Here is a 16,446-nt window from a genome sequence, read left to right as displayed (position 1 = left end):
GTACAGCCCCAGCGCGATGGCGCCGAGGGTCCACGCGAAGCGGGCCGAAGCACGGCGGCGTTGGGCCAGGTCATCGGACGTGAGATGCATGATGTGCTCCTTCATGTTCAGCTCGTCTTGATGACGGGCTGGGTTTCCCAGGAGTGGTGGGGCGGCGGCGAGCTGAGTTCCCACTCCAGCCCCGCTGTGCCTTCCCATACCCGGTCGGTCGCCTTGTCGCCGCCCTTTACGCAGCGCCACACGTTGTAGGCGAAGATCAGCTGCGACAGGCCCAGCGCGAAGGCCCCTACAGTCGATATGGCATTGAATTCGGCGAACTGCAATGCGTAGTCGGGAATGCGTCGCGGCATGCCGGCAAGGCCGAGGAAGAACTGGGGCATGAAGGTGAAGTTGAAGCTGATCACCGTCAGCCAGAAGTGCAGCTTGCCGAGCTTTTCGCTGTACATGTGGCCGGTCCATTTGGGTAGCCAGTAGTACACGCCGGTCATCACGCCCATGATGCCGCCCGCGAACAACGCGTAGTGGAAGTGGGCCACGACGAAGTAGCTGTGGTGGTACTGGGCGTCGGCGGCCACGTCAGCCAGCACCAGGCCGGTCAGGCCGGCGATGCCGAACAGCACGATGAAGCCGAGGGCGAACAGCATCGGCGTCTCGAAGCTCATCGCGCCGCGCCACATGGTGGCGATCCAGCAGAAGAACAGCACCGCCAGCGGCAGCGAGATCGACATGGTGCTGTACATGAAATACAGCAGCGCCGGGATCGGCAGGCCGGAGGTGAGGAAGTGGTGGGCCCACACGATCAGGCCCAGCACGCCGATGGCGATGAAGGAATACACCTGGGCGTCATGGCCATAGACCGGCTTGCGCGTGAAGGTGGACAGCACGTGGGGCATCAGGCCCCACACCGGCAGCAGCAGGATGTACACCTCCGGATGGCCGAAGAACCAGAACAGGTGCTGGAACAGGATCGGGTCGCCACCGCCGGCGGCGTTGAAGAAGTGGGTGCCGAAGTGGCGGTCGGTGAGCAGCATGGTCACGCCGCCGGCGAGCACTGGCAGGGTGATGATCAGCAGCACCGCGGTGACCAGCCAGCCCCAGCAGAACAGCGGCATCTTCATCAGCGTCATGCCCGGGGCGCGCATGTTGAGGATGGTGGCGATGATGTTGATCGAGCCCATGATCGAGCTGATGCCGAGGATGTGGATCGAGAAGATCGCGAAATCGACGCCGATGCCGCCCTGTACGGACAGCGGCGCGTAGAGGGTCCAGCCGGTGGCGACGGCGCCGTCGCCGATGCCGAACAGGGCCAGGAAAAAGGGCATCGTCAGCAGCAGGGCGGCCGGCGGCAGCAGCCAGAAGCCCCAGTTGTTGAGGCGCGGCAGGGCCATGTCCGGCGCGCCGATCATCAGCGGGATCATCCAGTTGGCGAAGCCGGTGGCGGCCGGCATCAGCGCTGCGAAGATCATCACCAGCGCATGCACGCCGATCAGCTGGTTGAAGAACTCCGGCTTCATCAGCTGCAGGCCGGGCTGGAACAGCTCGGCGCGCACCCCGAGGATCATTGCCCCGCCGACGAAGAACATCAGCAGGGAGAAGGTCAGGTACATCGTGCCGATGTCCTTGTGGTTGGTGGTGGTGAGCCAGCGCAACAGGCCGGTCGGGTGGTGGCCGTCATGGTGATCGAGAGCATGGGACGCGGTGTTCATGCTGGGCTCCTCAGCGAAGTGCCTTGATCTGGGCGGGCTGGATCATGTCGCCCTTGGTGTTGCCGAAGCTGTTGCGCTCGTAGGTAATGACAGAGGCGATGTCGGCGTCGGACAGGGTGGTTTTGAAGGCCTGCATCGCAGTGCCGGCCTTGCCGTTCATGACCCGGTCCACGTGGCTGTCGGGGATCAGCTTGCCGTCCGGCGACAGCAGCGGACCGTTGACGATCTTGCTGCCGGCCAGTGCGGGGAAGGCCGGTGGCAGGCCCTGGCCGGTGGGTTGGTGGCAGGCGGCGCAGATCTTGTCGTAGGTTTCCTTGCCGTGGGCCATCAGCTCATCGCGGGTCCAGGTGCGGTCGCCACTGGCGGCAGCGGCAGCCAGTTCGGTCTTCTTCTTATCCACCCAGGCCACGTATTCGGCTTCCGGCACCGCCTTGACGACCACCGGCATGAAGCCGTGGTCCTTGCCGCACAGCTCGGCGCACTGGCCGCGGTAGATGCCGGGCTCCTCGATGCGCACCCAGGTTTCCCGCAGGAAGCCGGGGATCGCGTCGCGCTTGACGCCGAACTGGGGCACCCACCAGGTGTGGATCACGTCGGTGGAGGTGAGCAGGATGCGCACCTTCTTGCCGACCGGCAGCACCACAGGGTTGTCCACTTCGAGCAGGTAGTGCTCGCCCTTGGCTTCCTTGCCCTCGATCTGCTCCCGTGGCGTGGCCAACGTGCTGATGTACTTGATGCCGGAGTCCGGGTATTCGTACTGCCACTTCCACTGCATGCCGGTCACCTTGAGCACCATGTCGGCCTTGGTGCGGGTGTCCTCCATGTCGATCACCGCGTGGAAGGCCGGAATGCCCATCAGCACGAAGTCGATGAAGAGCAGGATTGCGAAGGGCACCAGCACCCAGAACCACTGCAGGGCGCCGCGTGGGCCGCTGAAGCGGGCCGGCTCGGCGCCGACGCTCTTGCGGTGGTTGATCATGGAATACACCATGATTGCGAACACCACCACGAACAGCACCGTGATGATGACCATGAACTGGTTGTGCATCGACAGCGTGTCGCGCCCGATCGGGGTGACAGGCTTGGGGAAGTTCCACGTGAAGTCGGCGAGAGCTGAGCCGGAGACGAACGGGAGGCCGAGTGCAGCGAGAAGTCTGGCCTGGGAGCGGGGGGCGGTTGGGCTCAAGTCTCTACCTCTCTGTTCGTGGGATGATCGGACCCGCGGCGGTTAATGAGGTCTGGCGAGGTGGCGGGAGAGATCCGAGAAAAGCAGCCTGCGTTCATCCGCTGTCAGCAGGCGTCCCACGCGGGCGGTGTGCCCGTGGGAGCGTACGTACAGTAGTGGGTCGGGACCGTCGGCGGCTTCGAGCGAGACGCGGGCCCAGCCGGCATGGAAGCGCTGGCGGAACGAAACGGAAGACTGGTGAGTCGAGACGATCAGGCTGTCGTCGTCGAGCTGGATGGATTCGTAGTCGGCGGCCTGACGATCGATTGCACGCAGCGCGATGAAGAGTACGAGAAGTTCGAGGCCGGCGAAGGGGAGTACCAGCCACGCACCGGCCAGCAGGAAGCCCGTACTGACGATGAGGCTGGCGGCAAGGATCAGGGCGATCACGCCGCGCCGCAGTGTGGGGGTGAATGAGCAGTTGGGGCGCGCGATCCAGGATCGCGCGCCCGCTGCCTCTTTCATTGTTATAGCCATGGCGTCTCCTCCAGGCCCGTCTGCGTCTTTTTGACGCAGATCAAATTCTGGCGGCAGTGTAGCATCGCCTTCCCGTTTTGCAGTGCACTTTTTAAAACTCAGTTAATTGAGCCATAAGGATTTTTTAAATGTTTGCTTTGTTGCGATGCAGCATTGCTGGTTTGGCAGTACTTTGTGCACTCACTGCCTGTTCGCCGGAGGGCAGCGGCGGGTCGCGGGAGAGTTTTGCCAACACCGACATCACGGGTGCGAACTATGCGAACGGGTTCCGTCTGACGGATCACCACGGACAGGTGCGCACGTTGGCTGACTACAAGGGCAAGGTGGTGACTTTGTTCTTCGGCTATACCCAGTGTCCGGACGTGTGCCCGACCAACCTGCTCAACATGGCGCAAGTGATGCGTGAACTGGGGCCGGATGCGGACAAGGTGCAGGTGCTGTTCGTGACCATAGACCCCGAGCGGGATACGCAGGAACTCTTGGCTCAGTACGTGCCGGCCTTCGATCCCCGCTTTGTCGGCCTGTATGGCGACATCGCCACGACACAGGCTGTGGCCCGGGATTTCAAGGTGTTCTACCAGAAGCAGGGCGATGTGCAGGGCGGGCGCTACACGGTGGATCACTCGACCGGTACTTATGTCTACGATCCGCAGGGCCGGCTGCGTTTGTACATCAAGCACGGCGAGAAGCTGGCCCCGATCGTTACCGACCTGAGGCGTCTGCTGGCCGGCAAGTAGAAAGAGAAAGGGCAGCCCGCAGGCTGCCCTTGGCAGGGAGACGCGTGTGCCGGGGCCGTCAGGCCAGCGCAATCAGGTGGCTGCGCATCTTTTGCATGGCTTTGGCCTCGATCTGGCGGATGCGCTCGGCGGACACGCCGTACTCGGCGGCCAGCTCGTGCAGCGTGGCTGCATCGCCTTCGGTCAGCCAGCGGCGTTGCACGATGGCCCGGCTGCGTTCGTCCAGGCTGGCTAGTGCTTCGTGGAGCCCCACGTCCTGCAGGCGCGAGGCCTGGCGCTGGGCGAGGACCTCGGAGGGTTCGGCGTGCGGATCGGCCAGATAGGCGATCGGCGCAAAGCGTTCTTCCTCGTCGTCCGGCCCGCTTTCCAGCGCCACGTCCTGGCCGGACAGGCGCGTTTCCATCTCGCGGACTTCTTCCGGCTTGACGCCCAGTTGATCGGCGACTGCCAGCACCTCCTCACCCTGCAGTGTGTTGCTGCTGCTCTTCAGGCTGCGCAGGTTGAAGAACAGTTTGCGCTGGGCCTTGGTGGTGGCGATCTTGACCAGGCGCCAGTTCTTGACGATGTACTCGTGGATTTCGGCCTTGATCCAGTGAATCGCGAAGGACACCAGACGCACGCCGCGGTCCGGATCGAAGCGCTTGACCGCCTTCATCAGGCCCACGTTGCCTTCCTGGATCAGGTCGGCGTGGGGCAGGCCGTAGCCGAGATAACCGCGCGCAATGGCGACCACCAGGCGCAGGTGGGATAGCACCAGCTTGCGCGCCGCTTCCAGATCCTCATGTTCCCGGAAGCTGTGGGCGAGATCGGACTCCTCCCTCTCAGTCAGCAGCGGGATGCGATTCACGCTCTGGATGTACTGATCCAGACTGCCAACCGCGGACGGAACGGGAAACGACAGGGTTTGAGACATCGACGGCTACCTCCTTCGCAGCAATATTAGCACTCCCGTTCTATGAGTGCTAAGGGGGTGAATGGTTCCGTGTATTTCAGCCTGGTTCTGTATCGGTTTCAGGGCGAGCCGTTCTTGCGGCGTTCGTCAATCCGTCATTTTCAGGGGCATGCCTGGTGTGGTGACGGGCGAGTGCCCGCGGGCTGCTTGGGAGGCAAGAGAATGCCGGAGAAAGGTCGATGGCATGCAAGCGGTTTATGCACAATTCACGATATTGATCCCGGCCTTCCGGTTACAATCCGGCAGCCTGTTGCCGCTTGGCCGATAGCGCCGTCCCGTCATTCCGTCGCACGGATCGACGTATCAAAACCATTTACAGCGCCGTCGCGCTCTCATCCGATGCAGAACTGCGAACGACCCCGACCTCCCGCCGGTTCTTTGTCCGTATTTCGAGATTTGTTGCTGCTTGCAGGTGTTGCCGTACTGGTGATGGCCGTCCCGGTTCTGCTTGATCGGACTCTCTACAATATTGACCAGGAAACTCATTTCCGGTGGATCAACCAGTTTTTCCTGAGCCTGGAAAAAGGTGAGCCTTACCCCCGGTGGATGTTTCTCGCCAATGGTGGCCTCGGCGAACTCCATTACGGCGCCTATCTTCTGTACTGGTATCTCGTTGCCGCTTTGATGAAGCTGGGTTTGAACACCTGGGCAGCCCTTCGCCTGCTGGCCTTGTGTGCCACCTGGGCTTCTGCGTCGATGGTTTATCTGGTCTGCGGGCGGCTTTTTTCAAGGAGGGCGGGGCTGGCGACTGGGGCACTTGTTGCCGCTACGCCTTTTTCCCTGTTCCTGTTTACTCATTACGCGGCTTTTCCCTGGCACTTCACCCTGAGCTTCGCGGTCTGTTTCCTCTTGCTGTCCCTGAATACGGCCAATACGCCGGCCCGCCTGATCCTGCTTGCCCTGTGTGCGGCGGCCATCACCCTCTCTCATACTTTGGTGGCCTTCATGACCCTGCTTTGTGCCGCGCCTGCGGTGCTCTATATGCAGGGTGGCAAGCCGGCAGCACGGCTGACCGGCTTCCTGACCTGCTGGGCCCTGCCGGTGCTGTGTGGTGTCGGGATGGCGGCTTTTCATCTGATTCCTGCCATTGCAGCCCGGGGCCTGCTGGCTGATGCTTCTAGCGACCCCCTGTACTTCAATTGGAAGAACAGTTTCGCCTTCCCTACATTCAGTGCCCGGGAAAATGGCATGCGTTGGTTTGCCATCCAGTGGATCTACGCAAGCCAGATTCTCCTGTGCGCCCTCGTGGCGCTGTTCGCCCTTGCCAAATCCCGATCCACTGCGCCGCACTTGCGGCGTTTCATGGGAGGTGTGCTGGTGTTTGCCTTTGTGGCACTGGCCATGTCGTCGGAGCTTGCCTACCCTCTTTACCAACACATCGGGACGTTGAACAACCTGCAATGGCCTTATCGCTTCCTGTCCGTGGCCGGCCTGGCCACTGCCATTGCCTTGGGACTTGCCAGTACCCTGGATTTTGACGGGCGCCTGCGTGTCGTACTGCGAGTCGCGGTGGTCCTTGCTATCGCCCTTTCGGTAGCCCTGTGTGGCGTGGTCGCCTTCCAAGCCTTCAAGGAGGGGCGTCCGAGCGTTATGGGGCCCCAGTTGCTCCAAGGGGACTTCAAACAATATGGACTCGAGTTGAAAACCCAGGGTAAGGGCGCCGAAATCTATCGACGTAACGGTGGCCTGACCGGCTACTGTGCAGGGATTCCTGCGGAATGCAAGGAAACCCGGGACACGGTGCATGAACGGGAGTGGGAGGTTCGGGCGTCCAGGCCCTTCCAACTCCTGCTACCCCTGTTTCACTTCCCTGGCTGGGAAACCTTTCTGGACGACCAGCCGGCGCTCCATGCTCTGGATACGGATAGCGGGTTGATTGTGATGGCGGTGCCCGCGGGGACGCACCGCATCCGTATCGTGTTCAAAGGCTTGCCGGAGGAGGAGACCGGTAGGCGCATTGCTCTCGGGGCTTTCGCTCTGCTGGCGATTATGTGCATTCTGTCAAGTGTTGGGCGTCGTCGCGCGTCCTCCCCGGAGGCCGCCTGATGAATTCGAGTCTATTTTTCACCCTCTCGCGTCTTGCCGGTACGACGCTGGAGCGTGCAATGAGCCTCGTGGCAGTACTGACCCCGGGATGCATCGTTTACCTTGGTGCGGTAGGCGCACTTGGCGAGGCTAAGGCGGCTGTGGTCGCCGTGGTGGTGGTTCTGGCTTCCCTGGCGGGAGCCCGCTGGCTGGCTGGCTGTTCCTTTTCCGGTTTGCTACAGAGTCTGGCCCGTCTGGCGGAGCGTCCTTTCCGCAACGCGGAATTCGCCTCCTTGCTCGTGATCGGCCTGCTGTTACGCATCGGCTTCAGTGTGATCTATATGGCGCCACCTCAATCCGATGGTGCCGTGTATCTGTCGCTGGCCGATCTCTTCCTGCGTGATGCACCTTACCAGGATCCGCGTGGAGATCTCGCATACTGGCCTCCTGGCTACCCGATGATATTGGCTGGTTTTTTGGCCGTCCTGGGCAAGGTCAGCTGGATTCTTGTAATCAGCAACTGCGTGTTCTTCATTCTCACGGCCCTGGCGGTGCGCAGTCTTGCGTTGCAGCTCGCAGGCGGCCTCACGGCGCGTATCGCCGTTACGGTTATCGCCCTGTGGCCCAATCTGATCTTGACGACTACTGGTGGAGCCAAGGAACTTCCGGCGTTGCTGTTCTTGACCGTGAGCTGCGTGCTGTTCCTGAAGGCCAGTCGCAAGCAAGGTCCGGCCCCGTTGGCGGGGATCGCTGCGGGTATTGCACTAGGGGCTGCGTCGTTGATCCAGCCCTCGTTCATGCTTCTGCCCGTAGCGTATGCAGCCCATCTGCTGGTCCAGCGGGCGCGTCTGATGCCGGCGGTCGTGTTGCTGCTGTCGATCGCGCTGGGTATGGCCTTGGCCATTGCTCCCTGGAGCTTGCGTAATGTCGCCGTGCTGCATAAGTTCGTACCCATCGCCACTAACGGTGGCGAGGTCTTCTACCGGGCTAATAATCCCCTTGCCACGGGGGGATATATCGACAGGGGGGAGGTGGATCTGTTCGTTTACCCGGAGGTTGAGCGTAGTGCGCTGGGGTTCGCTCTGGGCAAGCAGTGGATCAGAGAGAATCCGGGCGATTTCGCCCGTCTGGCCGGGACCAAGATGGCGTTGTTCCAGGGAGACGATGCTTATGGCGCCTACTGGTGTCTCAAGCGGGCTCTGGGGATCGAGGGCTTGCACTACGCTGGTTACAAGGTCGTCTCCAACCTGTACTGGTTGCTGCTGTGGTTGACTCTGCTGGTGTTGATGTTGCGCCGACCCGCTGGAGAACGCCTGTCCCTCGGTTTGTCGCTGCTTAACTTGATCTATCTGTACTTCTTTGTGATTGATAGTATCTTCGAGAGCGGCAGTCGCCATCACATACCTCTAGCCGGTGTGGTGGCTGTCTTGGTCGGTGCCCTACTGGAGGCTGAAGCCTGCAAGAAGGTACGGCCCGAGGCTCAGGTCAGGTTGATGGACGTAGTGCAATGAAGATGGCGGTTGCGCAGTTCGGTACCTTCTGCCTGATCGGCCTGGTCGGTACGGGGGGACACTTCATGACACTGTATGGCTTGACTTCCAGTGGTGTCAGTGGCCCTCTGGCGGCATCCGCCGTCGGGGCGGTGGTGGGAGCGCTGATCAACTATTCGCTCAATTATTCGATTACCTTCTCCTCGGATCGTCGCCATGTCGAAACATTGCCACGTTTTCTCACGCTTGCCGGTGTAGGCTTTGGATTGAACTACCTGTTCATGATGCTGCTATTGGGCCTGAGCCTCCATTATCTGCTTGCCCAGACCGTTGCCAGCGGCCTGATTCTTGTTTTCAATTTCATCGGCAATAGACTATGGACGTTTCGGGTAAATCCATGAGCTCGAAAAAGACCTCCATCCCCGGCGCGGGCTACAGCTTGTCGGTCGTGGTGCCTGCTTACAACGAGCAGGAAGTGCTGAGCGAGTTCCATCGCCGACTGGCCCAAACGCTTGATCAGATGAGTTGCGAGGCGGAAATCGTTTATGTCAATGACGGGAGTCGTGACAATACGATGGTTGTGTTGCATGCCATCCGGGCTGTGGATCCGCGTGTCTCCATCGTGGATCTGAGTCGTAATTTCGGTAAGGAAATTGCTGTCTCGGCCGGTCTGGAGCATTCCGCAGGCGACGCGGTGATCATCATCGATGCCGACCTGCAGGACCCCCCCGAGTTGATTCCCGCCTTGGTGGCCAAATGGCAGCACGGCTATGACAATGTATATGCCAAGCGCAAGGTCCGGGACGGCGAGTCCTGGTTCAAAAAGATCACGGCTCACTATTTCTACCGAGTCATGCAATCGGTCAGCCGTATCAAGATTCCAGAAGATACAGGCGACTTCCGGCTGTTGAGTCAACGTGCCGTCCTCGCCCTCGGGCAGTTGAACGAACAGCATCGTTTCATGAAGGGGCTATTTGCGTGGATCGGTTATCCCAGTATAGCCGTCGAGTATGACCGGGATCCCCGCTTTGCCGGCGAGACCAAGTGGAACTACTGGAAGCTCTGGAATTTTGCGCTGGAGGGCATTACCTCATTCACGATTGCTCCGCTGAAGATTGCGACTTACTTGGGAATTTGTGTAGCTGGTCTCGCGTTCATGTATGCAATCTACACGATTTACAAAACGCTGATGTATGGTGAGTCGGTCAAGGGCTATCCTTCCCTGATGGTCGTCACGCTGCTGCTCGGCGGAAGCAACCTCATTGCGGTCGGGTTGCTTGGAGAGTATCTGGGGCGCATATTTAACGAATCGAAGGGGCGTCCCCTCTATTTCGTCAATGTCTTCGAGCCGTCCGAACTGCACCGTCTTCATGCGGCGGCAGGCCGTGAGTCCGTCCCCAGCGAACGTAATCCTGGTGCGGTAACGTCTAGCTGACGTTCCGTTGCAGCCGCAAGCTGTCTTTTTGCAGACCATAATTCGATGTCATGATCACTCCCAAGGTATCTGTGTGCATCCCCACTTGGTGTGGGGGAGATTTTCTCGAGATGGCCATTCGTTCCGTCCTGGCCCAGACCTGGCAGGATTTCGAGCTGATCGTCATCGATGACGCATCCCCGGATGACACCGGTACGCGGGTCGCCCGTTACCTCGGAGACCGTCGGGTCCGCTACCTGCGGAATCCGTCCAACCTGCGCGCAGAGGGAAACTGGAACCGCTGCCTGGAGGAGGCCAGAGGGGAGTACGTAAAGGTGCTGCCCCATGATGATCTGATTGAGCCGGATTGCCTTGCACGCCAGGTGGCAGCCCTGGATGCCCATCCTGATGTGGTGTTGAGCTTTGCCAGTCGGCACATCATCGGGAAGGGTGACAAGCCGCTGTTCGTGAAGCGCGCCCCTTGGAAGAGTGGTCGCGTGGCTGCTGACGAGGTATTGCGGGCCTGTGTCCGGGCCGGTACCAACCTGATCGGCGAGCCGGGTGCGGTCCTCTTCCGGCGCAGTGCTGCCGAACGTGCTGGCGTGTTCAATGCGAGCATTCCTTATGTGCTCGATCTGGACTACTGGTGTCGTCTGTTGGCCCATGGCGATGCATGGTGTGATGATGCGCCGCTAGCGTCCTTTCGCGTATCCACGGGGTCGTGGAGTGTGGCTATCGGCCGGGAGCAGGCCAGCGAATTCAGTCGCTTCATCCAGGCTATTGCTCATCTTCCCCAGGTGCGGGCGGGTGACATGGATATCGCCGTAGGTCGCTTGCGGGCGCGTCTCAACAACCTTGCCCGCCGCATCATCTACACCTTCGTCCTTCGTTAGAGATCCTCGAGCCCTTTGCTGCTTTAGTCACCAATGCACATCTTGAAGCATCCCGCCGCATCCCAGTTCTTGCGCTTCGGCGTGGTGGGTCTGGCCAATACCGGCCTCTCCTATGGGAGTTATGTGCTACTGCTGGCCTTGGGTCTTAATTATGCCGTGGCCAATTTCGGCTCCCTGGTTTTCGGGATCGCTGTGTCCTTCTTCAGTCAGGGACGCTTTGTGTTCGGGAATTCCTCGATCCGCCGCTTGCCGCGTTTTGTGGTGCTCTGGCTCTTCCTCTATTGCGTCAATATTGCCTTGATTGCCTTGTTCCTTGAGTACGGCATCAATGCTTACCTAGGAGGCGGGCTGGCACTGGTGCCGATCACCCTGTTGTCCTTTGTCTGTCAGCGCTACATCGTTTTCAGGCCCGCCAAGGCCAGCCAATAAGGAAAATTCCATGCCTCCCCGTCTCGGACTCGTCATCCCGTGTTACAACGAAGAAGAAGTCCTGCCGGAAACCCAGCGCCAGTTGCGGGTTCTTCTCGATGAGCTGATCGCCGACGCCTGCATTGCACCGGACAGTCGTGTGTATTTCGTGGATGACGGGAGCCGGGATCGGACATGGCGCCAGATCGAAGCCTTTAGCGCGGCCGATCCCAATTTTGGTGGCATCAAGCTGTCGCGCAACTGTGGTCACCAGCGTGCCCTGTTGGCTGGGTTATTGTCGGCGGAAGGCGATGTGATCGTTTCGATGGACGCGGACCTGCAGGATGACCCCCGGGCAATCAAGGGGATGCTTGCAGCCCATGCCGAAGGCAGTGACATCGTTTATGGGGTGCGCAGCAGCCGCACCACCGATACGGCCTTCAAGCGGCTTACAGCCCAGGGCTTCTACCGCTTGATGACGGTGATGGGGGTGGACGTGGTCTTTGATCATGCAGACTACCGGCTCATGACCCGGCGGGCGATCGAAAATCTGCGTGAATTCGACGAGGTAAACCTGTTCCTGCGTGGGATCATTCCCCTGATCGGCTTCAAGACCGCAAAGGTGGAATATGCCCGCTCCGAACGTTTTGCGGGGGAGTCCAAGTACCCCCTTCGCAAGATGCTTGCGTTTGCCATCGATGGCATTACTTCTTTCAGCGTGGTGCCGCTGCGCTTCATTTCTGGCATTGGTTTGGCCACCTGCTTGGTCAGCCTGATGATGGCGGGCTGGGTCGTCATCCGTGCGTTGGCGAGTGGTGCGACGGTTCCTGGCTGGGCTTCCACTGTCGTGCCGATGTACTTCCTGGGAGGCGTGCAGTTACTGTCGATCGGCATTCTTGGTGAATACGTTGCGAAGTCGTATCTGGAGACCAAGCGGCGTCCTCGCTTCTTCATTGACAAGTTGCTGTGAGTCAGTTGTCACGTTTGATGAACTATTTCCGGGATGGGCTGGGATTGGGAATTCGAAGAAGCGTTTGTGGTCGGAGTTTCAGGTGGCGCAACTCTCCCCTCAAGCCCCTTGGGGAAGTGCCGTTAAGCTTGCCGTAATGGAATATGCCGATGGCTAGGCAAAAGGGCTACTAGACTCATGCTCATGAGGGGCGCGCATGCCGCTTGTATGGGATGCTGATGTCGCCCCTGGCCTACTCCCTCGCCCTTTGCCGATCGCCCTGCTCCGGGGTGGAGACTTCCTGATGAGCATTTACGCGAGTAGCGACAAGCCTGAGGCCCTTGCAGCCCGGCACACGATCCTGATCGTCAACGATACGCCGCAGAATCTGGCCGTTCTGGGGGAACTGCTGCAGTCCCATTACCGGGTGCGCGCCGCCAATTCCGGCGAGCGGGCGCTGCGGGCGGCAGGACTTTCGCCGCGCCCGGACCTGATCCTGCTCGACGTGATGATGCCAGGGATGGACGGTTACGAGGTCATGGAGCGCCTGCACGCTGACCCGGCCACGCGCAACATCCCGGTGATCTTCGTGACGGCCATGAACGCCGCCGAGAATGAGGAGCACGGTCTGGCCCTCGGGGCTGTGGATTACATCACCAAGCCGATCAATCCGGCGATCGTGCTGGCGCGGGTGCGCACCCACCTGGAGCTCAAGCAGGCCCGTGACCGGCTGGCCAACGAGAACGAATGGCTGGAGCGCGAAGTCAGCCGGCGCATGAGCGAGAACCTGCTCGTGCAGGAACTCAGCGTGCGCGCGCTGGCCTGCCTCAGCGAGGCCAGGGACAACGAGACCGGGCGGCACATCGTACGTACCCAGACCTATGTGGACATGCTGGCGCGCCATCTGGCGGAGCACCCCCGCTTCAATTCGGCATTGGGCGGCGCCCGTCTGGGCATGGTCGTGAAGGCAGCGCCGCTGCATGATATCGGCAAGGTCGGCATCCCCGACAGCATCCTGCTCAAGCGCGGCCGGCTGACCAGCGATGAATTCGAGATCATGAAGGCCCATCCGGCCATCGGCGCCGATGCCATCGACAAGGCCATGGCCCAGGCCCTGGAAAGTGCCGACGAGGCCTCCGCCGCCCAGGCCGGCGAGGCTTTCGCCTTCCTGTGCATCGCCCGCGAGATTGCGCTGGGCCACCATGAGAAATGGGACGGCAGTGGCTATCCGGGCGGTCACGTCGGCGATGCGATCCCGGTCTCGGCGCGCCTGATGGCACTGGCCGACGTCTTCGACGCGCTGATGAGCCGGCGTGTCTACAAACCGCCGATGACGCTGGAAGAAACCACCCAGATCATCGTCGACGGGCGAGACAGTCATTTCGATCCAGATGTGGTGGATGCCTTTCTTGCCTGCCGCGACCGTTTTGCCGACATTGCTATACGTTTCGCCGACCCTGAGCCGGAGGTGGACGGAGCTCACCGATGAAGCTTCGCCTGCCGTACCCGTTGTTGCTCTTTCTGCCGGTGGCGGTGGTTGCCGTGTTGGCGGCTGGTTTCAACTTGTTATCCCTGTACAGCCTGCAGGCCGACCGACGGCTGATCGAGGCCCTGCGGACACAGGGCATCACTGCGTTGGTTGGGCACGTTGCGTTGTTCTGTGGTGTGCTGATGCTGGTGCTGATGGCCTTGTGGGCCACCATCATCCACTGGGTGACCCACCGCCTGCATGGCTTGAGCGCCGTGCTGCAGGCGCTCGCAGCCGGGCAGGTGGATCCGCCGGAGCTGGCCGAGGTCGAGCGTCTCGGGGCCGACCCGCACAGCGTACTGCGTCGGCTGGCCAACGCGGTGCTGGCCTTCCGGCAGGCGTTGATCAACCAGGAGGAAGCCCAGGCCGAACTGAACAAGCTGGTGATGGCGGTCGAGCAAAGCCCGGAGAGCATCGTCATTACCGATCTCGAGGCGCGTATCGGCTACGTCAATGAGGCCTTTGTGCGCAATACCGGCTATGCCCGCCAGGAGGCGGTTGGCCAGAACCCCAGCATGCTGCAGTCGGGCCGCACGCCGAAGGAAACCTACGATGGCATGTGGGCGACGCTGACGAGCGGTGAGGCCTGGCACGGGGAGCTCATCAACCGGCGCAAGGACGGCAGCGAATACGTGGAACTGGCCAATATCGCGCCGGTGCGCCAAGCGGATGGCCGCATCACCCACTACGTGGCGATCAAGGAAGACATCACCGAGAAGAAGCGTAACGCCGAGGAACTGGAACACTACCGAGCCCACCTGGAGCAATTGGTGGCAGCACGCAGTGCGGAAGTGATCGTCGCCAAGGAGGCGGCGGAGGTAGCCAGCCGCAGCAAGAGCGAGTTCCTGGCCAACATGAGCCACGAGATCCGCACGCCGATGAACGCGATCATCGGCCTGACCCACCTGCTGCGGCGCGACCTCGACGAGCCGCGCCACATCGACCGCCTGTCCAAGATTTCCGGCGCCGCCCATCACCTGCTGGGGATCATCAACGACATTCTCGACCTGTCCAAGATCGAGGCCGGCCGCCTCGAGTTGGAGTCCGTCGATTTCGAGGTCGGAAGGGTCATCGACAACGTGATCAGCCTGATCCGCGACAAGGCCGAGGCCAAGCACCTCGCCGTGCACGCCGACCTGCAGGATGTGCCGCCGCTAATGCGCGGGGATGGCCTGCGCCTGCAGCAGATCCTGCTCAACTTCGCCGGCAATGCGGTCAAGTTCACCGAGCGTGGCGAGATTATCCTGCGGGCCCGCCCATTGCCGACGGACGACGGGCGCCTGTGGGTGCGCTTTGAGGTGTGCGACACCGGCATCGGCCTGTCCGCCGGGCAACAGGCCGAGCTGTTCCAGCCCTTCCTGCAGGCGGATGCGTCTACGACCCGCAAGTACGGCGGTACCGGCCTGGGGTTGGCGATTTCGCGGCGCCTCACCCAACTCCTCGGTGGGCGCATCGGGGTGGGCAGCGAACTCGGGTGCGGCAGCACCTTCTGGGTCGAACTGCCGCTGCAGCCGGGGCAGGGACGCTCACGGGGGCCGTCTCCGGTGCCGGCTGTCGAGCCCGAATGCCCACCGGCCGGCGATGCCGAGTGTCGTCTGCTCCAGCGCCACGGCGGGCGGATCCTGCTGGTCGAGGACAACCCCATCAACCGCGAGGTGGCGCTGGCGCTGCTGGAAGGCGTTGGACTGCAGGTCGAGGTGGCCAGCGACGGGCAGCGGGCGGTGGAGCGGGCGCGCAGCGCGACCTACGACGTGATCCTGATGGACATCCATATGCCGGTGATGGACGGCCTCGCCGCCACGCGCCTGATTCGTGCCCTACCGGGCTACAGTGTCACCCCCATCCTGGCGATGACCGCCAATGCCTTCGACGAGGACCGGGAACGCTGCCTGGCCGTTGGCATGAACGACCACATCGCCAAGCCGGTGGTGCCGGAAACCCTCTACCGGACGCTGCTGCAGTGGTTGCCCGAAGGGGCGGGCGGACAGTCCGCCGTGCCGGTGCCCGCCGCGTCCTCGGACGATCTCCTGCAGGCCCGCCTGGCGGCGGTCGACGGCCTCGACCTGACTGCTGGCCTGCGCGCCACGCGCGGCCGCGTAGATGCCTATGCGCGGCTGCTCGACAGCTTCGTGGCCAGCGAGGTGCCGGCCGAGCTGAAACGGGCACTGGTGGTCGGGGATATGAAAACGGCCCACCGCCATGCCCATACCCTCAAGGGGCTGGCCGCAACCCTCGGCATCACCCGCCTGCAGGCTGCTGCGCCGGTGCTGGAAGGGGCCCTGCGCGACGGTAGCGGCGTGCCGAGCGGCGAACTGGTGGTACAGGCGGTCGCCCTCGAAGCCGACTTCGTCGCGCTGTGCCAAGCCCTGAAGGACGTGCTGCCGACGGCAGTGGCGCCGTCGCCGGCGCCCGTGCTGGTGGATTGGCGGCTGCTGCGACAGGTGGCGGCACGCCTGCAGGTTTTGCTGGCCGAGTACGACCTGGCAGGTACGTCGTTGTTCCGGGAACACCGGGCACTGTTCGCGGCGGCCTTCGGCCAGCATGCCGCAACGCTGGAGCGGCAGATCGCCGATTTCGATTTCGATCATGCGCTGACGACCCTGCGCATGGCGTTGAACGATGTGTCAGTCATGGACTGAATA

14 protein-coding genes are annotated in these 16,446 nt (G+C 61.7%); 10 read left to right on the top strand and 4 right to left on the bottom strand.

Features of this window, described 5'->3' with window-relative positions; all coding sequences use genetic code 11:
• Positions 1 to 107: 107 nt before the first annotated feature.
• Genes ctaD through AC1PQG_RS21970 form a run of 3 tightly spaced genes read right to left on the bottom strand, consistent with a single transcriptional unit; the run spans position 108 to position 3,408 of the window.
• Positions 108 to 1,706, bottom strand: a complete 1,599-nt coding sequence (gene ctaD / locus AC1PQG_RS21980) for a cytochrome c oxidase subunit I (RefSeq protein ID WP_481119867.1) — start codon at positions 1,704 to 1,706, stop codon at positions 108 to 110.
• Between the two features lie 10 nt (positions 1,707 to 1,716).
• On the bottom strand, positions 1,717 to 2,892 hold the full coding sequence (gene coxB, locus AC1PQG_RS21975) for a cytochrome c oxidase subunit II (protein ID WP_481119866.1): 1,176 nt from the start codon (positions 2,890 to 2,892) through the stop codon (positions 1,717 to 1,719).
• Positions 2,893 to 2,934: 42 nt separating this feature from the next.
• On the bottom strand, positions 2,935 to 3,408 hold the full coding sequence (locus tag AC1PQG_RS21970; RefSeq protein ID WP_481119865.1) for a DUF2244 domain-containing protein: 474 nt from the start codon (positions 3,406 to 3,408) through the stop codon (positions 2,935 to 2,937).
• A gap of 128 nt (positions 3,409 to 3,536) precedes the next feature.
• On the opposite strand from AC1PQG_RS21970, the gene AC1PQG_RS21965 reads away from it, so the two are divergent.
• Positions 3,537 to 4,145 (top strand): SCO family protein, encoded by a 609-nt coding sequence (locus tag AC1PQG_RS21965; RefSeq protein ID WP_481119864.1) that lies wholly within the window; start codon positions 3,537 to 3,539, stop codon positions 4,143 to 4,145.
• Between the two features lie 58 nt (positions 4,146 to 4,203).
• Here AC1PQG_RS21965 and rpoH read toward each other — a convergent pair whose 3' ends face one another.
• Positions 4,204 to 5,058 (bottom strand): RNA polymerase sigma factor RpoH, encoded by an 855-nt coding sequence (rpoH, locus tag AC1PQG_RS21960; RefSeq protein WP_481119863.1) that lies wholly within the window; start codon positions 5,056 to 5,058, stop codon positions 4,204 to 4,206.
• A gap of 438 nt (positions 5,059 to 5,496) precedes the next feature.
• On the opposite strand from rpoH, the gene AC1PQG_RS21955 reads away from it, so the two are divergent.
• The 9 genes from AC1PQG_RS21955 (at position 5,497) to AC1PQG_RS21915 (ending at position 16,443) form a co-directional block, all read left to right on the top strand.
• Entirely contained in the window at positions 5,497 to 7,143 is a 1,647-nt protein-coding gene (locus tag AC1PQG_RS21955) for a 6-pyruvoyl-tetrahydropterin synthase-related protein (protein WP_481119862.1), read from the top strand.
• Positions 7,143 to 8,633, top strand: coding sequence for a glycosyltransferase family 39 protein (locus AC1PQG_RS21950; RefSeq protein WP_481119861.1), 1,491 nt, complete (start codon positions 7,143 to 7,145; stop codon positions 8,631 to 8,633). Before AC1PQG_RS21955 ends, AC1PQG_RS21950 begins: the two co-directional genes overlap by 1 nt.
• On the top strand, positions 8,630 to 9,013 hold the full coding sequence (locus AC1PQG_RS21945) for a GtrA family protein (RefSeq protein ID WP_481119860.1): 384 nt from the start codon (positions 8,630 to 8,632) through the stop codon (positions 9,011 to 9,013). Before AC1PQG_RS21950 ends, AC1PQG_RS21945 begins: the two co-directional genes overlap by 4 nt.
• Positions 9,010 to 10,047, top strand: coding sequence for a glycosyltransferase family 2 protein (locus AC1PQG_RS21940; protein WP_481119859.1), 1,038 nt, complete (start codon positions 9,010 to 9,012; stop codon positions 10,045 to 10,047). Before AC1PQG_RS21945 ends, AC1PQG_RS21940 begins: the two co-directional genes overlap by 4 nt.
• Before the next feature lie 50 nt (positions 10,048 to 10,097).
• Positions 10,098 to 10,919 (top strand): glycosyltransferase family 2 protein, encoded by an 822-nt coding sequence (locus AC1PQG_RS21935; RefSeq protein WP_481119858.1) that lies wholly within the window; start codon positions 10,098 to 10,100, stop codon positions 10,917 to 10,919.
• A gap of 42 nt (positions 10,920 to 10,961) precedes the next feature.
• Positions 10,962 to 11,348, top strand: a complete 387-nt coding sequence (locus AC1PQG_RS21930) for a GtrA family protein (RefSeq protein WP_481119857.1) — start codon at positions 10,962 to 10,964, stop codon at positions 11,346 to 11,348.
• A gap of 10 nt (positions 11,349 to 11,358) precedes the next feature.
• Positions 11,359 to 12,297, top strand: coding sequence for a glycosyltransferase family 2 protein (locus tag AC1PQG_RS21925; RefSeq protein ID WP_481119856.1), 939 nt, complete (start codon positions 11,359 to 11,361; stop codon positions 12,295 to 12,297).
• A 283-nt stretch (positions 12,298 to 12,580) separates the two neighbouring features.
• A complete protein-coding gene (locus tag AC1PQG_RS21920; RefSeq protein WP_481119855.1) occupies positions 12,581 to 13,765 on the top strand; it encodes a response regulator in 1,185 nt (394 codons plus the stop codon).
• Positions 13,762 to 16,443 carry a PAS domain-containing hybrid sensor histidine kinase/response regulator gene (locus AC1PQG_RS21915; protein WP_481119854.1) on the top strand — a complete coding sequence of 894 codons (2,682 nt, stop codon included), beginning with the start codon at positions 13,762 to 13,764 and terminating at the stop codon, positions 16,441 to 16,443. The genes AC1PQG_RS21920 and AC1PQG_RS21915 overlap by 4 nt, the downstream gene beginning before the upstream one ends.
• Positions 16,444 to 16,446: the final 3 nt, after the last annotated feature.

It is taken from the genome of Zoogloea sp. GDB6 (assembly GCF_056724105.1).
The sequence above is the reverse complement of the archived record's forward strand: the minus strand, read 5'-3'. Positions and strand labels throughout refer to the sequence as shown.